Genomic DNA, 20,162 nt, shown 5'->3' with positions numbered 1-20,162 from the left:
TACCCCGCGGGACACGCACCGCGAACCGACGGGGCAGACGAGGAGGAATCATGAAGTACGCGCTACTGCTGATGGGGCACGTGAACGATCCGGCATGCGGCGAGGAGGGCGGCGCGAGCCCGGAGGAGTTCTTCGCCTTCGATGCCGAGATCACCGCCGCGGGCGTGGTCGTCGACTCGTTCGCGCTGGAGGATCCCGAGCACGGGGTCGTGGTGAGCAGCAACGCCGACGGCGAGCGAGTGGTGTCCTCGGGACCGTTCGCCGAGGTTCAGGAGTTCGTCGGCGGCGCCTACATCATCGAGGTCGCCGACATCGACGAGGCGATCGCCTGGGCCCGCCGCAGCCCGGCCTCCGCACCGGGAGGCCACATCGAGATCAGGCCGGTGGCCCCGTACTGACCGGCAGGCTGGGTCGTTGACCGATGAGACGCGCCGCGCGCTCGCGGCCCTCGACCGCGACACGCGAACGCGGTTGCTGGCCACGCTCGCGCGGCGCTTCGGTGACCTCGATCTCGCCGAGGACGCCCTCCAAGACGCGATCGCGCAGGCGCTGGTCAGCTGGCCGGCCAGCGGCGTCCCCGACTCGGTGGAGGCCTGGCTGACCACGACCGCCAAGCGCAAGGCACTGGACGCCGTCCGGCGCGAAGGCGTCCTGGCCCGCAAACTTGCCCGGATCCGGTTGCGGGAGGAGCGCGCGCCGGCGGCGTCCGCATCGGTGGACCCGGCCGAGCAGGTCTTCGACGAGGACGGCGACGAGTTCGACGACCGGCTCGGGCTGTTCTTCGCCTGCGCCCACCCGGTGCTGAAACCCGAGGACAGGATCGCCCTCACCCTGCGTTTTCTTGCCGGGCTGACCACGGCGGAGGTGGCGCATGCGCTGCTCGTGCCGGTGCCCACGATGCAGCAGCGGATCGTGCGCGCGAAAAGCCGCATCCGTACCCTCGGCGTCCCGTTCGGCGTGCCTCGAACCGCCGACCTGCCCGAGCGGCTCGCGTGCGTGCAGCGGGTGATCTACCTGCTCTACGCGGAGGGATTCGCGCGGTCGGCGGGGGCCGAGCATGTGCGCGACGACCTCACCGCCGAGGCGATCCGGCTGGCGCGGATGCTGCACGCGCTGATGCCGCGCGTCGCCGAGGTGACCGGCCTGCTCGCCCTGCTGGTGCTGACCCAGGCCCGCCGCCCGGCGCGCACCGATGCCGGCGGCCGTCCGGTGTCGCTGGCCGAGCAGGACCGGACGTGCTGGGACGCCGCGATGATCGCCGAAGGGCTCGCCCTCGCCGAGACTGCCGCCGCGGCCGGTCTTGACGGCGGGGCGGGGGTCTACGCGATCCAGTCGGCGATCGCGGCCGTGCACGCCGAGGCGGCGTCCTTCGAGACCACCGACTGGGTGCAGATCGCGGTGCTGTACGGCCTGCTGGAGGCGCGCGAGCCGAGCCCGGTGGTGCGGCTGGGCCGCGCGGTGGCGTGGGGGCGGGCGCGCGGGCTCGCTGACGGTCTCCGGCTGCTCGACGATCTGGCCGTCGATCCCGTGCTGGCCCGGTTCCGGCCGTTCCACGTCGCACGCGCCGTGACGCTGGAGGAGTTGGGCGACAGCGCGGGCGCCATGCGCGCCTATCGCCGTGCGCTTGAGTTGCCCGGCAACGAGGCCGAAGATGGTCTCCTGGCCGCGGCATTCGCCGGGCTGGACGGTGCGGGGCATGGCTAGCCGCGCCGGGGATCCAGCGCCGATTTGGGTGCCCACCTCTGCGCTGGTAGGCTGACCAATCGCGTCCGCAGTGGGCGCACCACCAGAACTCTTTGAACCGAAGGCTTGCCCGTGGCGAACATCAAGTCCCAGAAGAAGCGGATCCTCACGAACGAGAAGGCGCGTCTGCGCAACAAGGCCGTGAAGTCCTCTCTCAAGACGCATATTCGCAAGTTCCGCGAGGCTGCGGCCTCGGGTGACGCGGCGAAGGCTCAGGAGCTGGCTCAGGCCGCGTGCCGCCAGCTCGACAAGGCCGCGTCCAAGGGCGTCATCCACAAGAACCAGGCGGCGAACCGCAAGTCGGCCATCGCCAAGGCCGCTGCCGCGCTCTGATCGAACTCCGCGACGTCGCCCCCGCACCTGAGTGTGCCGGGGCGACGTCGCGCCGTACCCGAACGCTGATCGGCGAGCGCCGGCCAGTCCTGGACGAGAGGGAACGCGCGTGAGCACGCCGCAGCCCGGCACCACACCCCCGCCGATCATCCGCAACTTCTGCATCATCGCGCACATCGACCACGGCAAGTCGACGCTGGCCGATCGCATGCTGCAGCTCACCGGCGTCGTCGACGACCGGTCGATGCGCGCCCAATACCTCGACCGGATGGACATCGAGCGCGAGCGCGGTATCACCATCAAGTCCCAAGCCGTCCGCATGCCGTGGAACGTCGAGGGCACCGACTACGTGCTCAACATGATCGACACCCCCGGTCACGTCGACTTCACCTATGAGGTGTCGCGATCGCTGGCCGCCTGCGAGGGCGCGATCCTGCTCGTGGACGCCGCCCAGGGCATCGAAGCCCAAACCCTGGCCAACCTGTACCTGGCGATGGGCGCCGACCTGCACATCATCCCGGTGCTCAACAAGATCGACCTGCCCAGCGCGCAGCCCGAGAAGTACGCCGAGGAACTCGCCAACCTGGTCGGTTGCGATCCCGACGACGTCTTCCAGGTGTCCGGCAAGACCGGCGCCGGCGTCCGTGAACTGCTGGACGCGATCGTCGCCCAGGTGCCGCCGCCCGAAGGCAAGGCGGACGCCCCCGCGCGCGCCCTGATCTTCGACTCGGTCTACGACACCTACCGTGGTGTGGTCACCTATGTCCGCGTCGTCGACGGCCAGCTGAACCATCGTGAGCGCATCCTGATGATGTCCACCAAAGCCACCCACGAGGTGCTCGAGGTCGGCGTCATCTCGCCTGAACCCAAGCCCGCGAAGGCGCTCGGCGTCGGCGAGGTGGGCTACCTGATCACCGGGGTGAAGGACGTCCGCCAAAGCCGGGTCGGTGACACCGTCACCGGGCAGTACAAGTCGGCGTCCGATGCGCTGGGTGGCTACAAGCACCCCAACCCGATGGTGTACGCCGGCCTGTACCCGATCGACGGAGCCGACTTCCCCGAACTCCGCGAGGCCTTGGAGAAGCTGCAACTCAACGACGCCGCGCTCACCTACGAGCCGGAAACCTCCGGTGCGCTCGGCTTCGGTTTCCGGATCGGCTTCCTCGGCCTGCTGCACATGGAGATCGTCCGGGAACGGCTGGAGCGCGAGTTCAACCTCGACCTGATCTCGACCGCGCCCAACGTCGTCTACCGCGTCGTGATGGAGGACGGCTCCCAGCACACGGTGACCAACCCGAGCGAATTCCCCGAGGGCAAGGTCGCCGAGATCTGGGAGCCGGTCGTCAAGGCCACCATCCTGAGCCCCAGCGACTACATCGGCACCATCTTGGAGTTGTGCCAGCAGCGCCGCGGAACCCAGACCGGCATGGACTACCTCAGCTCCGACCGCGTCGAGATCCGCTACACGCTGCCGCTGGCCGAGATCGTCTTCGACTTCTTCGATGCCCTCAAGAGCCGCACCAAGGGCTACGCGAGCCTCGACTACGAAGAAGACGGCGAGCAGAAAGCCAAGCTGGTCAAGGTCGACATCCTGCTGCACGGCGAACCCGTGGACGCCTTCAGCTCGATCGTGCACACCGACGCCGCCTACTCCTACGGCCTGGCGATGGCGAAGAAGCTCAAGGAACTCATCCCGCGCCAGCAGTTCGAGGTGCCCATCCAGGCCGCGATCGGCTCACGCGTCATCGCCCGCGAAACCGTGCGCGCCATCCGCAAGGACGTCCTCGCCAAGTGCTACGGCGGCGACATCAGCCGCAAGCGCAAGCTGCTGGAAAAGCAGAAGGAGGGCAAGAAGCGGATGAAGATGGTCGGACGCGTCGAGGTCCCCCAAGAGGCGTTCGTGGCGGCCCTGTCGACCGGCGAGGCCCGAGAGACCAAGTAGCCGACAGCTACGCTGCATCCGTGGCTGACTTCTTGCCGCGTGGCGGTCCTGTGTCGGGGTTGACCTTGTGGGTCGACACCGATGATTCCGACGAGCCCGTCGTCCGGTTTCTCGTGAACGGTCGCGATCTGTTCGGTGTGGTCGCGCCGGAGGGGATCGGCTTTGCCCCCGAGGAGATCCTCGGCCCGGATTGGCCGTTGCTTCCTGTTGTTGGCGGACGCCGGGTGGCGGTCTATCGCTGTTCCTGCGGCGTCGCCGGCTGCGGATCGATCGCGCCGGTGATCGTCGCGTCCGAGGACGGGGAGTACGTGCACTGGGTGGACTTCCGGAACGTGGTGGGCGTCTTCGACTCACCCGTGGCCAACGAAGTCGACGTCGATCCCGAATGGCCGGGCAAGGCCGTCGATCTGCCTGACCTGCGATTCGGCATGCGCCAGTACGTCGCCGAGATCGAGAGGGCGTCCCAGGATCGTTCGTGGGAGACCCTTCGTCGGTGAGTACCCCGGGCGGCATCCAGATACTCGGCGGACGAGAACCGGGCGATGAGGTCAGCGGGTGAGCGCTCGCGGCTTGGGGCGTCCGCCCACCACCCAGGCGGCCAGGAGGCCGCCCACGGCGCCACCCAGGTGCGCCTGCCAACTGACACCCGGCACCGTGGGGAACACACCCCACAGCATGCCGCCGAAGAAGCCGAAGACGACGGCGGCGAGCAGAATCTGCTTCCAGTTGCGCGCGATGAGCCCGCGGACGAGCAGGAACACCAGCCATCCGAAGATCACCCCGGACGCCCCGGCGGTGATGCTGCGCGGTGGGCCGAGCAGCCACGCGCCCAGGCCCGAGCCGAGCACGGCGCACAGCGTGGCGAGCCAGAACTCGCGGCGTCCGGCCATGCGGGTGAGCGTGCCCAGCGCGAGGAACGGCAGGCTGTTCGCCATCAGATGCCCGAAGCCGAAATGCAGCAAGGGGGCGACCAGAACCGCAGGCAGGCGGTCGATCCGGCGAGGGAGGATGCCGTAGGAGTCGAGAGCGCCCGCCATGAGGAAGTCGACCGTCTCGACGGCCCACATCAGCGCCAGCAGGCCGCCGACGAAGAACAGCGCGCTCCCGAAGGTCGGCTTGGCGGGCGCGAGCGGCGCCAGCGGCGCGACGGGAACGGGCTGCGGGTAGCCGGGGGGCGGGTAACCCGGCGGAGGCTGGTAGCCCTGCGGAGGCGGAGGCGTCCAGCGCACGTGGGGTGGCTGACCGCTCGGGCCGTATCCAGGAGGCTGCTGCGTCATGCTTCCAGTGTGCCGGGATCAGGCAAGCGCCCGGAAAGCGTCCACGCGTCGCCTTAGGATGGCGGGTATGAGCATCTTCGCCGTGCAGTACACCTACACCGACGACACCGCCGCGCGCGACGAGCATCGCCCGCACCACCGCGCCTACCTCGGGACCCCGGGGGAGAAGGCGGAGGTCGTGCTGTCCGGGCCGTTCGCGGCCGGCGTCGGCCAGTCCGACGGCGCGCTGATCCTGGTCCAGGCCGAGAACGTCGAGGATGTCTTGGAGTTCCTGTCCTCGGATCCCTTCCAGGTCAACGGCCTGGTCGAGCGGGTGCAGGTGCGCGGCTGGTCGCCGGTGATGGGTTCCTGGCACGCGTCGCTGGCCGACCGCCTGTGATTCCAGCGGACGCCCGGAGCGCCGGGTGAGCCCGTCCGCCCTGCCCGAGGGTGAACCCGCGCCCGAGGACGGGTCGCTGCCGGCGTCCGCTCTGGCCGGAGTGGCAGGCCGCCGATTGTCGGCGTACGTGCACGTCCCGTTCTGCGCCTCCCGGTGCGGCTACTGCGACTTCAACACCTACACCGCGGCTGAGCTGGGCGCGGCACCGGGGGCGTCGCGCGCCGACTACCTGGACGCCGTCGCCGCCGAGATCGGCCTGGCTCGCCGGGTGCTGGGCGAGGCGCCACCGCTGTCGACGGTGTTCTTCGGCGGGGGGACGCCGACGTTGCTGGAGGCGTCCGAGCTCGGGGGGCTGCTCGCCGCGTTGCGCGACACCTTCGGCCTGGCACCGGACGCCGAGGTGACCACCGAGGCCAACCCGGATTCGGTGACGCCCGCGTCGCTGGCACGGCTGCGCGAGGCCGGCTTCACCCGGATCTCGTTCGGCATGCAGAGCGCGGTGCCGCACGTGCTGCGCCTGCTGGAGCGCACGCACACGCCCGGACGCGCGCGCGACGCCGTCCGGTGGGCGCGCGAGGCCGGCTTCGCATCGGTGAGCCTCGACCTGATCTACGGGACGCCGGGGGAGTCGGTCGCCGACTGGCGCACCTCGCTGGAGTCCGCCTTGGCGGCCGAACCCGACCATCTGTCGGCCTACTCGCTCATCGTCGAGGACGGCACCCGCTTCGCCGCCCGGGTCCGTCGCGGCGAGGTGCCGTTGCCCGACGAGGACGACCTGGCCGACAAGTACGAGCTGGCCGACTCGCTGCTCTCGGCGTCCGGGCTGGCCTGGTACGAGGTGTCGAACTGGGCGCGCCCCGGGCACGAATGCTGGCACAACCTGGCCTATTGGCGCGGCGACGACTGGTGGGGCTTCGGCCCGGGCGCGCACAGCCACATCGGCGGCGTCCGGTTCTGGAACGTCAAACACCCGCGCAGCTACGCCACCCGCTTGTCCCAGCGGCACTCCCCGGCCGCGGGCCGCGAGCGCCTCGGCGATGACGACCGCCACGTCGAGCGCATCCTGCTGGAACTGCGCCTGGCCGAGGGCATGCCGCTGGCGGTGCTCACCGACGCCGAACGCGGACGCCTGCCCGAGATCATCGGCCGCGGCTGGCTGGAGACCCGCGGCGACCGGGTCGTGGTGACCCACGAAGGACGCCTCTTCGTCGACGCCGCCGTGCGCGACCTGCTGGGCTGAGTCGTTTGTAGCACTCGACGCGTGTAAAAGGGGCTCGAGAGCCCGCGAGTGCTACAAACGACTCATCGGCCGACGATGGGAGGCCCTTCGCAAAAGTCAGCCACTCGACGCCGGTTGCGGGGCACCCAAGGCCCGTTGAGTGGTCGATCCTTGCGACGGACGCCTCGATCCGGACGAACTCGGCCCCCGTCGCACTAGCCTGGACGCATGGTTCGTTCGATTCCGTTGCGTGGCGGCACCTCCATTCCGCAGTTCGGGCTGGGCACCTACAAGCTCGCGCCCGAGCAGACTCAGCGGACGGTCGAGGCGGCGCTTGAACTCGGCTACCGGCATGTCGACACCGCGGCCATGTACGGCAACGAGCGCGAGGTCGGGCTGGCTCTGGCGGCGTCCGGACTGGCCCGTGACGACGTGTTCGTCACCACCAAGCTGAACAATCCCGATCATGACCCGGACGCCGCCCGCGCGGCGTTCGAGCGTTCCCTGGACGCCCTGCAACTCGATCAGGTCGACCTGTACCTGATCCACTGGCCGCTCGCGCACAGCACCGACTACGTCGCCACCTGGGCCACCCTCATCGAGATCGCCGCAACCGGACGCGCCCGCGCGATCGGTGTGTCGAACTTCCAGCCCGATCACCTGCGCCGGATCATCGACGCGACCGGGGTGACGCCCGCGGTGAACCAGGTCGAGATCCACCCCTACCTCAGCCAGGATCCGCTGCGCGCCCTGCACGCCGGTCTCGGCATCGTCACCGAGGCCTGGTCTCCGCTGGCCCGCGGCAAGGTGCTGGACGACCCGGTCGTCGAAGGGATCGCTGCCCGCCTCGGTGCGACGCCCGCGCAGGTCGTGCTGGCCTGGCATCTGCGGCGCGGCGACGTGGTGTTCCCCAAATCGACCCATCCCGGCCGGCTCGCCGAGAACCTGGCCGCCACCACGATCGACCTGGACGCCGCCGACGCCGCCGCGCTGGATGGGCTCAACCGCGATGAGCGCACCGGAAGTCACCCCGATCACGTCGAATGGCCGTGAGGCGGAGCCGCTGACGCTAGGCTTGTCCAGAACAGGTTCCCGAGCGGGAAGGGATGGCCATGGCGGTCGAGACGGCGGCGGCAGTGCAGACATCGGACACCCGTGAGCGCAGCGCGGCCGACCGGTTCATGCGCCGCCTGCTGCGGGTGAACGCGACCGACACCAAGGCGATCGGCGACGCCCACAAGGCGTTCCGCTACTCGCTGGTGATCTCGGGCATCCGCTGCCTGATCAGCTACGTGCTGATCCCGATCCTGGTGCCGGTGCTCGCCTTCGCCGGCGTGCTCGCCGCGCCGATCGGCATCGCCTTGTGCGTGATCGCGGTCGTCAACGGCATCGTCAGCGTCCGGCGCTTCTGGATCTCCGATCACCGATCCCGGTGGATGTACACCTGGTTCATGGCGATCGTGTTCGCGATCCTGGCGGTGGCCCTCTATGCCGACATCGCGCGATGGGTGGCCGGCGCATGACCCTCGACAACAGCAAGCACGATATCCACGCGGTTCCGCCGGCCGAGGTCGACGATACGGACGCCGTCGAGGACGCCGAACCCGAACCCAACTACGTGATGCAGGGCGTGATCACGATCGCGCTGTTCGCCGCGTTCGTCGCCTTCGCGCTGTTCTGCCTGCCGTTCTACATCTTCAGCTGACGGACGCCGCTTCAGCCGACGGACACCCCATCTCCGGCGAACGGGACGCCGATACCCCGCGGCCGGGTCAGTACGCGGTGAGCCCGCGCTCGCGGAAGATGGCGCGCGTCGACTCGACGAGTTCCGGCGACGGGGGAGCGGTGTCGTCCAGTTCGTAGGTCAACCCGAGATCGGCCCACTTGTCGCGGCCCATCTGATGGAACGGCAGCACCTCGACGCGCGAGACGGTGGCCAGCGAGGCCGCGTAGTCGGCGATCGGCGCGACCGTGTCGGGGTTGTCGGTCAGTCCCGGCACCAGCACGAAGCGGATCCAGGTCTCGATGCCCAGATCCGATAGCCGCCGCCCGAACTCCAGAGTGGGGGCGAGGCGGCGTCCGGTCACCCGGTGGTAGGTCGCCTCGTCGCCGGCCTTGACGTCCAGCAGCACCAGATCGACATCGGCCAGCAGATCGTCGTCGGCGTTGGCGCCGAGGAAGCCCGAGGTGTCCAGCGCGGTGTGGATGCCCCACTGTTTGGCGCCGCGCAGGATCCGGCGCGCGAACGCCGGCTGCATCAGCACCTCGCCGCCCGAGAGGGTGATGCCGCCGCCCGTGGCCCGGAACACGCCCCGGTAGCGCTTGATCCGCGCCAGCAGGTCGTCGGCGAGTACCGGGACGCCGTTGCGCGCGGTCATCGTGTCGGGGTTGTGGCAGTACAGGCAGCGCAGCGGGCAGCCGGCCAGGAAGGTCGTCATCCGGGTGCCCGGGCCGTCCACCGCAGTGACCAGCTCCCAGGAATGCACCGAGCCGACCTCGCCGGTGCGCTGGCCGAGCAGCAGCTCGGAGCGGGACAGGTGATCGGCGGTGGGAATACCGCCCAGCATGGACGCCCGCACCGGCGGGGCGGGCGGGAGGGCGTCCCCGGGGCACGAGCCCGGAGCCACCCTCCCCACCGCGATGTCGCTCAAGGTCACAGCGCCTCGTGGAAGGTCCGCGACAGCACGTCGAGCTGCTGCTCACGGGTGAGCTTCACGAAGTTGACCGCGTAGCCGGAGACCCGGATGGTCAGCTGCGGGTAGTTCTCGGGGTTCTCCATCGCATCCAGCAGCGTCTCGCGATTGAGCACGTTGATGTTGGCGTGGTAGAGCCCTTCGCCCATGCCGGCGTCCAGGATGCCGACCAGGTTCGAGATCCGCTCCTGCTCGGTGCGGCCGAGCGCGGGCGGGGTGATGGTGTTGGTCAGCGAGATGCCGTCCAGCGCATCGTCGTACTCGAGCTTGCCGACGCTCATCATGGAGGCCAGCATGCCGTGGGTGTCGGCGCCGTTGGCCGGGTTCGCGCCCGGAGCGAACGGGGTGCCCGCGCGGTGCCCGGACGGGAACGAGCCGGTCGCCTTGCCGTACACGACGTTCGAGGTGATCGTCAGCACCGACTGGGTCGGGATCGCGTCGCGGTACAGCTTGAGCTTGCGGATCTTGTTCATCACCGTCTTGACCACCAGGCGAGCGATGTCGTCGGCACGGTCGTCATCGTTGCCGTAGCGCGGGAACTCGCCCTCGGTGATGTAGTCCACCACCAGGCCGGAGTCGTCGCGCACCGGGGTGACGGTCGCGTACTTGATCGCCGACAGCGAGTCGGCCACGATCGACAGGCCCGCGATGCCGCAGCCCATCGTCCGGACGATCTCGTCGTCGTGCAGCGCCATCTCGATCGCCTCGTAGGCGTACTTGTCGTGGCTGTAGTGGATGATGTTCAGCGCCTCGACGTAGGTCTCGACCGACCAGGTGAGCATCTCGTCGTACTTGGCCCACACGGTGTCGAAGTCGAGCGGCTCGTCGCCGGTCAGCGGCTCGAAGCCCTTCACGATCTGCTTGCCGCTCATCTCGTCGCGGCCACCGTTGATGGCGTACAGCAGCGCCTTGGCGCTGTTGAGGCGAGCGCCGAAGAACTGCATCTGCTTGCCGATCGCCATCGGCGAGACGCAGCAGGCGATGCCGGTGTCGTCGCCCCAGTGGGCGCGGATCTCGGAGTCCGATTCGTATTGGATCGCCGAGGTCTCGATCGAGATCAGCGAGCAGAACTCCTTGTAGCCGGCCGGCAGCGCGGCGTCCCAGTAGATGGTGATGTTCGGCTCCGGGGCCGGGCCCAGGTTGCGCAGCGTCTGCAGCAGGCGGAACGACGTCTTGGTGACCAGGGTGCGGCCGTCGTTGGCGAAGCCGCCGTCGGACCAGGTGGCCCAGTACGGGTCGCCGGAGAAGATCTGGTCGTAGTCGATGGTGCGCAGGAAGCGGACGATGCGCAGCTTGGTGACCAGGGCATCGATGACCTCTTGAGCGCGCTCCTCGGTGAGCAGCCCGGCGGCCAGGTCACGCTCGGCGTACACGTCGAAGAAGCCCGACAGGCGGCCGATGCTCATCGCGGCACCGTCCTGGCTCTTCACCGCACCCAGGTAGGCGAAGTAGGTCCACTGCACGGCTTCGACGAAGGTGCGCGCCGGACGCCCCAGGTCGAACCCGTAGGTCTCGCCGAGGTTCTTCAGCTTCTTCAGCGCCTTGACCTGCTCGGCGTGCTCCTCGCGGTAGCGCGCCCAGTTCTCGCTGAACGGCTGGTCGGCCACCGCATCCTTGTCGGCCTGCTTGGCCTCGATCAGGCGGTCCACGCCGTACAGCGCGACGCGGCGGTAGTCGCCGATGATCCGGCCGCGACCGTAGGCGTCCGGCAGGCCGGTGACCAGGTGCGAACTGCGGGCGGCGCGGATGCGCGGGGTGTAGATGTCGAAGACGGCCTCGTTGTGCGTCTTGCGGTACTTGGTGAAGATCTCCTTCACCCGCTGGTCGGGCTCCAGGCCGGCCTCCTTGATGGCGGTCTCCACCATGCGCCAGCCACCGCTGGGGATCATGGCGCGCTTGAGCGGCACGTCGGTCTGCAGGCCGACGATCACGTCGTCGTCAGGGCAGATGTAGCCGGCCGGGAAGGCGTCGATGTCACCGGGGGTGTGGGTGTCCACGTCGTAGACGCGCTTGGCGCGCTCGACGGACAGGTAATCGCGCTGCAGCGTCTCCCACACGGTGAGGGTCTTGGTGGTCGGCCCCGAGAGGAACGATGCATCACCGGTGTAAGGGGTGAAGTTGCGCAGGATGAAGTCGCGCACGTCGATGGTCTGCTGCCACGCGCCGGGGGCGAATCCTTCCCAAGCGTCGTCGCGATCGTGTTCGGTGAGGGTCGGTGCCGAGGCCGTCATGCGTTCTCCTGTATGCAGCGTCATGGGTCGAGGGCAGGCTTGCGCCCCGGTGCTGTCAGGAATCTGGGATGGGTGATCTCAGGAACCACGAACGGGGTGTGGCCAGCGCTTCAACCCACATCCTACAACATGTAGGAGACAGGTGAAATGTGGGATTGCCTGTGCTAAGCAAGTGGCGCAACGGCAAGACAACCGCCTGTCGCTCCCCGCGGACGCCGCGGCGCGCCTTAAGCTTTCCCAGGTGGACCGATACGCGCGTGACGTACTGAGCCCGGGCTGGCGCAAGGCCGGCAAGCCGACCGCGGTGAAGACGCCCGTGCGGCGCGACCTGGTGCTGGAGGAGCCCACCTCGGGATTCGTCGGGGCGGTCGTCAGCTGGGGCAACGGCATCGTCGTGCTCGAAGACCGCCGCGGCAAGCGGCGCAGCTTCCCGTTCGGCCCCAACTTCTGGATCGACGGCAAACCGGTCGAGTTGGTCGCACCCCCGCGGGTGGCCACCGCGCGCGACCAGGCGCAGGAATACAACCGGACGCACACGGCGTCCGGCTCGCGGGTGGGCCCGGCGCAGGCCGCGAAGGTCGCCCTACCCAGCCGGATCTACGTCGAAGGACGCCACGACGCCGAACTCGTCGAACGGGTGTGGGGCGCCGACCTGCGCCACGTCGGCGTCGTCGTCGAATACCTGGGCGGCATCGACGACCTGCCCGCCATCGTCACCTCCTTCGCCCCGACGAAAGGACGCCGCCTCGGCGTCCTCGTCGACCACCTGGTGCCCGGCTCGAAGGAATCCCGCATCGTCGCGCAGGTCAGCGGCGAGCACGTGTTCGTCACCGGCCACCGCTTCATCGACATCTGGGCGGCCGTCAAGCCCGAACGCCTCGGGCTGACCGCCTGGCCCGACATTTCCCGCGGCACCGACTGGAAGAAGGGCACGCTGGCCGCGCTGGGCTGGCCGCACGCCGACCAGGCCGACGTCGCCGCCGGCTGGAAGCGCATTCTCGCCCGGGTGAGCGGATGGAAGGACCTCGATCCTCGCCTGCTCACCGAGGTGGAGAAGCTGATCGACTTCGTCACCGCCGACCACATCGACCGGGAGTCATGATGAAAACCGAGGACGTATCGGCGCTGATCGCCGACGTGTGCGAGCGCCTCATCCTGCCGCGGTTCCAGGCGCTCACCGAGAGCGAGATCATCTACAAGCGCCCCGGCGACCTGGTCACCGTCGCCGACCGCGAGGCCGAAGCCGCCCTGGCCCGCGCCCTGCACGCGTCCGCGCCCGAGGCGCTGGTCGTCGGCGAAGAGGCGGTCTTCGGCCGCCCCGGCCTGCTCCGCGGGCTCGCCGAGGCCGACCACGCCTGGGTGATCGACCCGATCGACGGCACCCGCAACTTCGTCGCCGGCAATCCCGACTTCGCCGTCATGGTCGCCGAGATCCGCGCGGGCCAGACCCGGCGCGGATGGATCTGGCAGCCGCTGCATCAGGCCCTCTACGTCGCCGAACTCGGTGCCGGCGTCGAACACAACGGGACGCCGATGGCACCGCTCGCCGAGCCCACCCGGCCCTGGCAGGTGGCGGTGTGGCCGCGCGGGGCCGGCCAGCGCGTCGCCGGCGCCGACCTGCGGCCCACCCGCGGATCCTGCGCGATCGACTATCCCGCCTTGTTGCGCGGTGAACTCGACGGTCTCGCCTACCGCTCGCTCAACCCGTGGGATCACCTGCCCGGCGTCCTGATGGTCACCGAACTCGGCGGTACCGCGCTCGCCGACGGCCAGCCCTACACGGCGGCCGCGAAGGGACGCCTGCTCGCCATCGGGGCCACCGCCGAGGTCGCCGAGGCGCTCGGGCGCGACCTGCGCCCCTGACCCCCGAACCGAGCCACCCGGACAGGGCCGGCGCTCAGCGCACGTGCAAGGTCAGCGACCGCTTCCGCTTCCGCGGCCGTCCGGACGCCTCGAGCCGGGCGATCGCCTGCGCGACGAAGGCCTCGCTGGGATCCTTCGGCCACGGCCAGTCCTCGCGCCAGGCGCCGGCCGCGTTCTGGCCGGCGTCGTAGATCTCGACGGCCTTGTCGTGGTACCAGTGCAATTCGGCGCGCTGCATGAAGGCCGCCTCGCGGTCCATCGGCTCGCCGTGGCCGGGCACCACCACGAAGCCGCGGCGCAGCGCGCCCAGGGTGCCGTCGAGGGTCTTGGGCCATTCCGCCGGCCAGGAATCCGCCTCACACACCGGCGGTGCCGCCGACTCGAGCAGGTCGCCGAAGAAGGCGACGCCCCGCTCGGGAACGACGATGGTCACATCATGATCGGTGTGCCCGCGGCCGAAGTGCAGCAGTTCGGGGTGGCAGTCGCCCAGGTCGAGTGCGGCGGCCAGCCCGAACGTGCGGGTGGGCCGGGCCAGGTCGGCGTCCGTCATGCCGAAGCGCGCCAATTCTTCGGCGCTCGGCGGCGCGGATTCCAGCAGCGTGACCAGATCGCGGTGGGCGAGGGTGACGAGCCCGTCGAAGGCGGCCAGGCCGTAGCAGTGGTCGTAGTGGGCGTGGGTGACCACCACATGGGTGAGCGGCACCTCGCCGGCGATCGCCGCGGCGGCGCGGCGGATCTCGGCGCCCTGGGCGGGCGAGCTGCCGGTGTCGACGAGCAGCGCACCGGTGGTGCCGACGACCAGCCCGATGTTCACCCCCGCGGGTTGCGCGACCGCGACGTAGACGCGATCGGCGACGGCTGAGAAGGCTGACAGGGCGAAATCCACCCGCTCACTGTATCCCGCGCGGTGGACTAGACTGGCACTCAGCCCGCACGAGTGCCAGGCGGGTGTGCATGATGCGAGGAGGTGATGGGGTGCTGGACGAGCGCAAGCTCACGATCCTGCGCGCGATCGTCACCGACTACGTCTCCAGCCGCGAACCCGTCGGCTCGAAGGCGCTGGTCGAGCGCCACAACCTGAACGTGTCCCCGGCGACCGTCCGCAACGACATGGCGGTGCTGGAGGAAGAGGGCTACATCACCCAGCCGCACACCTCGGCCTGCCGGATCCCCACCGACAAGGGCTACCGGCTGTTCGTGGACCGGCTGAGCGCGGTCAAGCCGCTGAGCGCGGCCGAGCGCCGGGCGATCTCCACCTTCATGACCGGTGCCCTCGATGTGGACGACATCGTCCGCCGCACCGTGCAGTTGCTGGCCCAGATCACCCACCAGGTCGCCATCGTGCAGTACCCGGTGCTGTCGGCCTCCACCATCCGCCACGTCGAGATCGTCCGGCTTTCGGCCGACCGGGGCCTGGTGATCTGCGTCACCTCGGCCGGCGCGGTCGAGCAGCGGCTGATCGGGCTGCCCGAGGCGTCCGATGACGACATCGCCGAGGTGCGCGGACGCCTGGCCGAACGCCTGATCGGCAGCACCGCCGCCGAAGCCGTCGACAAGCTGGCCTCCTTCGCGGCGACCGTGCCGCCGCACCGGTCGGTGTTCGCCGCCTCGGTGGCTGCGGCCGTCCTCGACATCGTCGGCCACGACGCGAGCGCGCGGGTCGCGGTGGCCGGCGTGCCGAACCTGACCCGGTTCGGCGACTCCTACGAGACCACCGTCAAGCCGGTGCTGGAGGCCCTCGAAGAGCAGGTGGTGCTGTTGCGCCTGCTCGGCGAGGCGACCACCCGCGACGATGTGCTGGTGCGCATCGGTCACGAGAACGACTACGAGCCGCTGCGCGCGACATCGGTGGTGGCGTCCGGCTATGGTTCGGACGCCGGGAGCCGCGCGACCCTGGGGATCGTCGGTCCCACCCGCATGGACTACCCGTCCGCGATCGCCTCCGTGCGCGCCGTGGCGCGCTACGTGGGCCGATTCCTCGCTGAAGCCTGACCAGAACTAAGGACCACGTTGAGCGACTACTACGAAACCCTCGGTGTGCCCCGGGACGCGACGTCCGACCAGATCAAGAAGGCGTACCGCAAACTGGCGATGAAGTATCACCCCGACGTGGCCGACGACGCCGCGTCCGCGGAGAAGTTCAAGGAGATCGGCGAGGCGTACGCCGTCCTGTCCGACGACAAGAAGCGCCAGATGTACGACCTGGGCGGCGACCCGCTGCGCGGCGGCGGGGGCCCGGGCATGGGCGGCTTCGGCTTCCCCGGTGGCGCGCAGGGCTTCGACGTCGGCGGCCTGTTCGATGCCATGTTCGGGGCGCAGAACTCGCGCGGCCCGCGCAGCCGGGTGCGCAAGGGCCAGGACGCCCTGGTCCGGCTCAACCTCACCCTCGCCGAGGCGGCGTTCGGCACCACCAAGCCGATCCGCGTCGACACCGCCGTGCTGTGCCCGTCCTGTTCGGGGCGCGGTGCGGCCGATGGCGGCGAGCCGGTCACCTGCACCACCTGCCACGGGGCCGGCGACGTGCAGACCGTGCAGCGTTCCTTCCTGGGCGACATCCGCACCGTGCAGCCCTGCCCGTCCTGCCGCGGCTACGGCACCGTGATCCCGCATCCGTGCGGTGAGTGCTCCGGTGAGGGCCGCGTCCGCTCGCACCGCACCATCAACGTCAAGATTCCCGCCGGGGTGAGCACCGGCAACCGGGTCCATCTCGATTCCCAGGGCGAGGTGGGGCCCGGCGGCGGCCCGGCCGGCGACCTGTACGTGGAGTTGTCGGTGAGCCCGCACCCAGTATTCAAGCGTGAGGGCGACAACCTCGAGATGGTGGCCCGGCTGCCGATGACCGCCGCCGCCCTCGGCACCGAGGTCTGGGTCGACACCCTGGAGGCCGAGGTCGACGGAACCCTGCCCGAGGACGCCCGCGTCCAGCTCGTCGTGCCCGCCGGCACCCAGTCCGGTGCCCGCCTGGTCATCGCCGGACGCGGCGTGCCGCGGCTGCGCGGTGCCGGACGAGGCGAACTCGGCGTTACGCTGTTGGTGCAGACGCCCGAAGGTCTGGACGAACGCCAGCGCGAACTGCTCCGGCAGCTCGCCGAGGCGCGCGGCGAATCCCGTCCGGAGGCGACGGTGTCGCGAGGAGCCAACCCCAAGGGCTTCTTCAGCCGGTTGAAGGACGCCTTCGCCGACTGAGCCCGACCGCACGAATCGACGAGGAGCCATGACCGAAGCGCTGTTCCTGGCCGACCTGGATTCCCCCCAGGTGGGCGACACGTTCACCCTCGGCGGCGACGAGGGCCGCCACGCCGCCGCCGTCCGGCGGATCCGCGTGGGGGAGACCATCATGGTGGCCGACGGTGCCGGCACCGGCATCAAGGGCCCGGTGACGGCCGTCGACAAGGCGTCGGTCACCCTCGAGATCGCCCAAGTGCTGCACGCCGAAGGGGCGACGGTGCGCTACCACGCCGCGCAGGCGCTCGCGAAGGGCGACCGGTCCGAGCTGGCCATCGAGATGCTCACCGAACTGGGCGTCGACCGGGTGATCCCGTGGCAGTCGGCCCGCTCGATCGTGCGCTGGGCGCCCGAACGCGAGGCGCGCGGGCTGGCCCGCTGGCGCTCCACCGTCCGCGAAGCGACCAAGCAGAGCCGCCGCCTGCGGGTGCCGGTGGTCACCTCGCCGATGACCACCCGCGAACTGGTGCTGCTCATCGAGCAGATGGACGCCGCGTTCGTGCTGCACGAGGGCGCCGCGGTGTCGCTCAACCGGGTCGACGTGCCCGCCGAGGGCGACATCCTGATCATCATCGGCCCCGAGGGCGGCCTGACCGACGACGAGGTGGCCACCCTGGAGGCCGCCGGGGCCCGCCAGGTGCTGGTCAGCGACGGCGTGTTGCGCACCTCGACCGCCGGTGTCGTCGCCCTGGCGCAGTTGCAGGCGCTCCAGCACCGCATCACGCAGGCCAAGTGAGCGGCGCCGAGGTTTCGCCGGGATTCGGGTTCACCCCCGGCGTCCGCCTGCCCGGTGGGCGTGGCCGCACCGGCGTCATCCACACCCCGCACGGCGACATCGCCACCCCCGCCTTCGTCGCGGTCGGCACCAAGGCGACCGTCAAGGCGGTCACGCCCGAGGCGGTGTCCGAGCTCGGCGCCCAAGCCGTGCTCGCCAACGCCTACCACCTGTACCTGCAGCCGGGCTCTGACATCGTGGACGCCGCGGGCGGCCTGGGCGCGTTCATGAACTGGCCGGGCCCGACCTTCACCGACTCGGGCGGATTCCAGGTGATGAGCCTGGGCGTGGGCTTCAAGAAGGTGCTGGCCATGGACGCCGCGGGCGTGGCCGACGACGACGTGATCGCCGAGGGCAAGGAGCGCCTCGCCCACGTCGACGAGGACGGGGTGACTTTCAAGAGCCACCTCAATGGCGACCTGCACCGCTTCACCCCCGAGGTGAGCATGCGCGTCCAGCACGAGATCGGCGCCGACATCATCTTCGCCTTCGACGAGCTGACCACCTTGATGAACACCCGCGCCTACCAGGAGGAATCCGTCGAGCGGACCCACCGCTGGGCCGCGCGCTGCCTGGCCGCGCACGACGAACTCACCCGCGAGCGCACCCATCGTCCCTACCAGGCGCTGTTCGGGGTGGTGCAGGGCGCGCAATACGAAGACCTGCGCCGCCGGGCGGCCCGCGGGCTGGCCGAGCTCGAGGCGTCCGGGCGCCGCTTCGACGGCTTCGGCATCGGCGGCGCCCTGGAGAAGGAGAACCTGGGCACCATCGTCGGCTGGTGCGCCGACGAACTGCCGTTCGACAAGCCGCGACACCTGCTCGGCATCTCTGAGCCCGACGACTTCTTCGCCGCGATCGCCAACGGCGCCGACACCTTCGACTGCGTCAACCCGTCCCGGGTGGCCCGCAACTCGGCGGTCTACACCGCCGACGGACGCTACAACCTGCTCACCGCGGCCAGCCGCCGGAATTTCGGGCCCATTGAGGACGGCTGCGACTGCTACACCTGCACCCACTACACCCGCGCCTACCTGCACCACCTGTTCAAGGCCAAGGAGATGCTGGGCGCCACGCTGGCGACCATCCACAACGAGCGGTTCACCGTCCGGCTGGTCGACGACATCCGCGCCTCGATCGAACAGGATCGCTTCGAGGAGTTCCGGGACGCCTATCTCGGCCGCTTCTACGCGCGCCGCCGCTGAACCCGCCCGGCGGCGTCCTCAGGTGTGTGGCGTCCTCAGGTCAGGTCGGGCTCGCGCCGCTTCACGCCCGCGATCACGCGGTAGGTGATGGGCAGCAGCAGGATCTCGACGGTCACCTTGTAGACGAAACCGACCACGATGTAGTTGATCAGCTGCGGTCCGGGGATCGAGCCACCGCCCAGGAAGGCGCCCAGCGGGCCGAACGCGATCGTGCAGAACAGCAGCGTGTCGACGAACTCGCCGACGATGGTGGAACTGACCAGGCGCACCCACAGCCGCTGCTGCCCGAAACGCTGCTTGATCCGCACCAGCACCCACGCGTTCAGCAGCTGCCCGGCCAGATAGCCGGCCAGGCTGGCCAGCACGATGCGCGGCACGAAGCCGAGCACGGCGACCCAGGCGTCCTGGTTCGGCCAGTCGGCGGCCGGCGGGGTGGCCGAGACCAGCCAGAAGGTGAGACTCATCAGGGCACTCATCACGAACCCGACCGCGATGGCGCGGCGGGCGCGGCGCAGGCCGTACACCTCGGCGAGCACATCGCCCAGCACGTAGGTGAGCGGGAACAGGAAGGCGCCGCCGTCGGTGATGATCGGCAGCACGGGGAATCCGCCGACCAGCACGTCGGGGCCGAACTGGATCAGCTTGGTGGCGGCCACGTTCGAGATGATCAGCAAGGCGACGAACACGGCCACGATCAGGTCGTAGTTGCCGCGCACGTGCGGGAAGTTCTCGGTGGCTGGGCTGGTGCGGAGAGAGGCTGTCACGGGATGGCAGCGTACCCGTACCAACACTCGGCGCCGATGTGCCCCAAAATGTCGGCCGGAGGTGGCAGGATCGGTGCATGAGCGAGAATGGATTCGACGACCAGGGCTCCGGTGACAGCACCGTCGAGCAGCTTCAAGCCGCAGACACGCTCATCGACCGCGGTGTCGACGACGTGCTCGATGAGGGGTACATCGCGCCCGACCACTGGTCGCCCGCCCAGGGGTTCGGCAACACGCCCGCCGAGATGCGCCAAGGCGAGACACTCGAGATGAGGGTCGCCCAAGAGCAACCCGAGGCGACCGCGCCCGACGATTCGCCGTGGAATCCCGAGGGGGAGTCGCGCGAGGTGGGCGCGATCCGCGCCGGACGCCTCGTGGACGCCAACCGCGGCGAGGGCGGCACCGACAGCACGCACGAGGCGGTGGCGTTCTCGGTCGGCATCGACGGCGGGGCGGCGTCCGCCGAAGAGGCAGCCATGCACATCATCGAGCCCGAGGATGACGACGTCGAGTGAG

Annotated in this window: 22 protein-coding genes; 17 read left to right on the top strand and 5 right to left on the bottom strand. The window is 69.8% G+C overall.

The features are described from left to right. The first annotated feature begins 50 nt into the window (after window positions 1–50). From QM708_RS02640 to QM708_RS02620, 5 genes are all read left to right on the top strand, one after another. Window positions 51–398, top strand: a complete 348-nt coding sequence (locus tag QM708_RS02640; protein WP_415104116.1) for a YciI family protein — start codon at window positions 51–53, stop codon at window positions 396–398. A 16-nt stretch (window positions 399–414) separates the two neighbouring features. Beyond that, entirely contained in the window at window positions 415–1,704 is a 1,290-nt protein-coding gene (locus QM708_RS02635; protein ID WP_415104114.1) for an RNA polymerase sigma factor, read from the top strand. 111 nt (window positions 1,705–1,815) lie between these two features. After that, entirely contained in the window at window positions 1,816–2,076 is a 261-nt protein-coding gene (gene rpsT, locus QM708_RS02630) for a 30S ribosomal protein S20 (protein ID WP_415104112.1), read from the top strand. Window positions 2,077–2,185: 109 nt separating this feature from the next. Further along, window positions 2,186–4,018 (top strand): translation elongation factor 4, encoded by a 1,833-nt coding sequence (gene lepA / locus QM708_RS02625; protein ID WP_415104110.1) that lies wholly within the window; start codon window positions 2,186–2,188, stop codon window positions 4,016–4,018. 20 nt (window positions 4,019–4,038) lie between these two features. After that, window positions 4,039–4,515, top strand: coding sequence for a hypothetical protein (locus tag QM708_RS02620; protein ID WP_415104108.1), 477 nt, complete (start codon window positions 4,039–4,041; stop codon window positions 4,513–4,515). A gap of 51 nt (window positions 4,516–4,566) precedes the next feature. On the opposite strand, the gene QM708_RS02615 is transcribed toward QM708_RS02620, so the two are convergent. Continuing rightward, window positions 4,567–5,295, bottom strand: coding sequence for a rhomboid family intramembrane serine protease (locus tag QM708_RS02615; RefSeq protein WP_415104106.1), 729 nt, complete (start codon window positions 5,293–5,295; stop codon window positions 4,567–4,569). 67 nt (window positions 5,296–5,362) lie between these two features. Here QM708_RS02615 and QM708_RS02610 point away from each other — a divergent pair, with 67 nt between their 5' ends. From QM708_RS02610 to QM708_RS02590, 5 genes are all read left to right on the top strand, one after another. Beyond that, window positions 5,363–5,674 carry a YciI family protein gene (locus QM708_RS02610; protein ID WP_415104104.1) on the top strand — a complete coding sequence of 104 codons (312 nt, stop codon included), beginning with the start codon at window positions 5,363–5,365 and terminating at the stop codon, window positions 5,672–5,674. 25 nt (window positions 5,675–5,699) lie between these two features. Continuing rightward, complete coding sequence (hemW, locus tag QM708_RS02605) at window positions 5,700–6,914, top strand: radical SAM family heme chaperone HemW (RefSeq protein WP_415104102.1); 1,215 nt, start codon at window positions 5,700–5,702, stop codon at window positions 6,912–6,914. A 207-nt stretch (window positions 6,915–7,121) separates the two neighbouring features. After that, window positions 7,122–7,946, top strand: a complete 825-nt coding sequence (locus tag QM708_RS02600) for an aldo/keto reductase (RefSeq protein WP_415104100.1) — start codon at window positions 7,122–7,124, stop codon at window positions 7,944–7,946. A 59-nt stretch (window positions 7,947–8,005) separates the two neighbouring features. Further along, a complete protein-coding gene (locus tag QM708_RS02595) occupies window positions 8,006–8,416 on the top strand; it encodes a hypothetical protein (RefSeq protein WP_415104098.1) in 411 nt (136 codons plus the stop codon). Beyond that, window positions 8,413–8,598, top strand: a complete 186-nt coding sequence (locus QM708_RS02590; RefSeq protein WP_415104096.1) for a hypothetical protein — start codon at window positions 8,413–8,415, stop codon at window positions 8,596–8,598. Before QM708_RS02595 ends, QM708_RS02590 begins: the two co-directional genes overlap by 4 nt. A 67-nt stretch (window positions 8,599–8,665) precedes the next feature. Here QM708_RS02590 and pflA read toward each other — a convergent pair whose 3' ends face one another. Both pflA and pflB read right to left on the bottom strand, forming a co-directional pair. After that, entirely contained in the window at window positions 8,666–9,550 is an 885-nt protein-coding gene (pflA, locus tag QM708_RS02585) for a pyruvate formate-lyase-activating protein (protein WP_415104094.1), read from the bottom strand. Further along, window positions 9,547–11,817 carry a formate C-acetyltransferase gene (gene pflB / locus QM708_RS02580; RefSeq protein WP_415104092.1) on the bottom strand — a complete coding sequence of 757 codons (2,271 nt, stop codon included), beginning with the start codon at window positions 11,815–11,817 and terminating at the stop codon, window positions 9,547–9,549. Before pflB ends, pflA begins: the two co-directional genes overlap by 4 nt. A 241-nt stretch (window positions 11,818–12,058) precedes the next feature. Here pflB and QM708_RS02575 point away from each other — a divergent pair, with 241 nt between their 5' ends. Both QM708_RS02575 and QM708_RS02570 read left to right on the top strand, forming a co-directional pair. Next, entirely contained in the window at window positions 12,059–12,919 is an 861-nt protein-coding gene (locus QM708_RS02575) for a DUF3097 domain-containing protein (protein ID WP_415104090.1), read from the top strand. After that, window positions 12,919–13,680: an inositol monophosphatase family protein gene (locus tag QM708_RS02570; protein ID WP_415104088.1), complete on the top strand. Its 762-nt coding sequence runs from the start codon at window positions 12,919–12,921 to the stop codon at window positions 13,678–13,680. The genes QM708_RS02575 and QM708_RS02570 overlap by 1 nt, the downstream gene beginning before the upstream one ends. A 34-nt stretch (window positions 13,681–13,714) precedes the next feature. On the opposite strand, the gene QM708_RS02565 is transcribed toward QM708_RS02570, so the two are convergent. Then, on the bottom strand, window positions 13,715–14,566 hold the full coding sequence (locus QM708_RS02565; RefSeq protein WP_415104086.1) for an MBL fold metallo-hydrolase: 852 nt from the start codon (window positions 14,564–14,566) through the stop codon (window positions 13,715–13,717). 89 nt (window positions 14,567–14,655) lie between these two features. On the opposite strand from QM708_RS02565, the gene hrcA reads away from it, so the two are divergent. Genes hrcA through tgt form a run of 4 tightly spaced genes read left to right on the top strand, consistent with a single transcriptional unit; the run spans window position 14,656 to window position 18,882 of the window. Further along, the gene (gene hrcA / locus QM708_RS02560) at window positions 14,656–15,672 is read left to right on the top strand and encodes a heat-inducible transcriptional repressor HrcA (RefSeq protein WP_415104084.1); all 1,017 of its coding nucleotides are present in this window, start codon (window positions 14,656–14,658) and stop codon (window positions 15,670–15,672) included. A gap of 18 nt (window positions 15,673–15,690) precedes the next feature. Then, the gene (gene dnaJ / locus QM708_RS02555) at window positions 15,691–16,866 is read left to right on the top strand and encodes a molecular chaperone DnaJ (protein WP_415104082.1); all 1,176 of its coding nucleotides are present in this window, start codon (window positions 15,691–15,693) and stop codon (window positions 16,864–16,866) included. A 28-nt stretch (window positions 16,867–16,894) separates the two neighbouring features. Next, entirely contained in the window at window positions 16,895–17,641 is a 747-nt protein-coding gene (locus QM708_RS02550) for a 16S rRNA (uracil(1498)-N(3))-methyltransferase (protein ID WP_415104080.1), read from the top strand. Then, the gene (gene tgt / locus QM708_RS02545; RefSeq protein WP_415104078.1) at window positions 17,638–18,882 is read left to right on the top strand and encodes a tRNA guanosine(34) transglycosylase Tgt; all 1,245 of its coding nucleotides are present in this window, start codon (window positions 17,638–17,640) and stop codon (window positions 18,880–18,882) included. The genes QM708_RS02550 and tgt overlap by 4 nt, the downstream gene beginning before the upstream one ends. A gap of 35 nt (window positions 18,883–18,917) precedes the next feature. Here the strand turns inward: tgt and QM708_RS02540 are convergent, their stop codons facing one another. Next, window positions 18,918–19,646, bottom strand: coding sequence for a queuosine precursor transporter (locus QM708_RS02540; RefSeq protein WP_415104076.1), 729 nt, complete (start codon window positions 19,644–19,646; stop codon window positions 18,918–18,920). Between the two features lie 77 nt (window positions 19,647–19,723). On the opposite strand from QM708_RS02540, the gene QM708_RS02535 reads away from it, so the two are divergent. Further along, window positions 19,724–20,161, top strand: coding sequence for a DUF5709 domain-containing protein (locus tag QM708_RS02535; RefSeq protein WP_415104074.1), 438 nt, complete (start codon window positions 19,724–19,726; stop codon window positions 20,159–20,161). Window position 20,162: the final 1 nt, after the last annotated feature.

Source organism: Propioniciclava sp. (assembly GCF_047602245.1).
Lineage (GTDB): Bacteria > Actinomycetota > Actinomycetes > Propionibacteriales > Propionibacteriaceae > Propioniciclava.
This window is presented reverse-complemented; position numbering and strand designations above follow the sequence as displayed.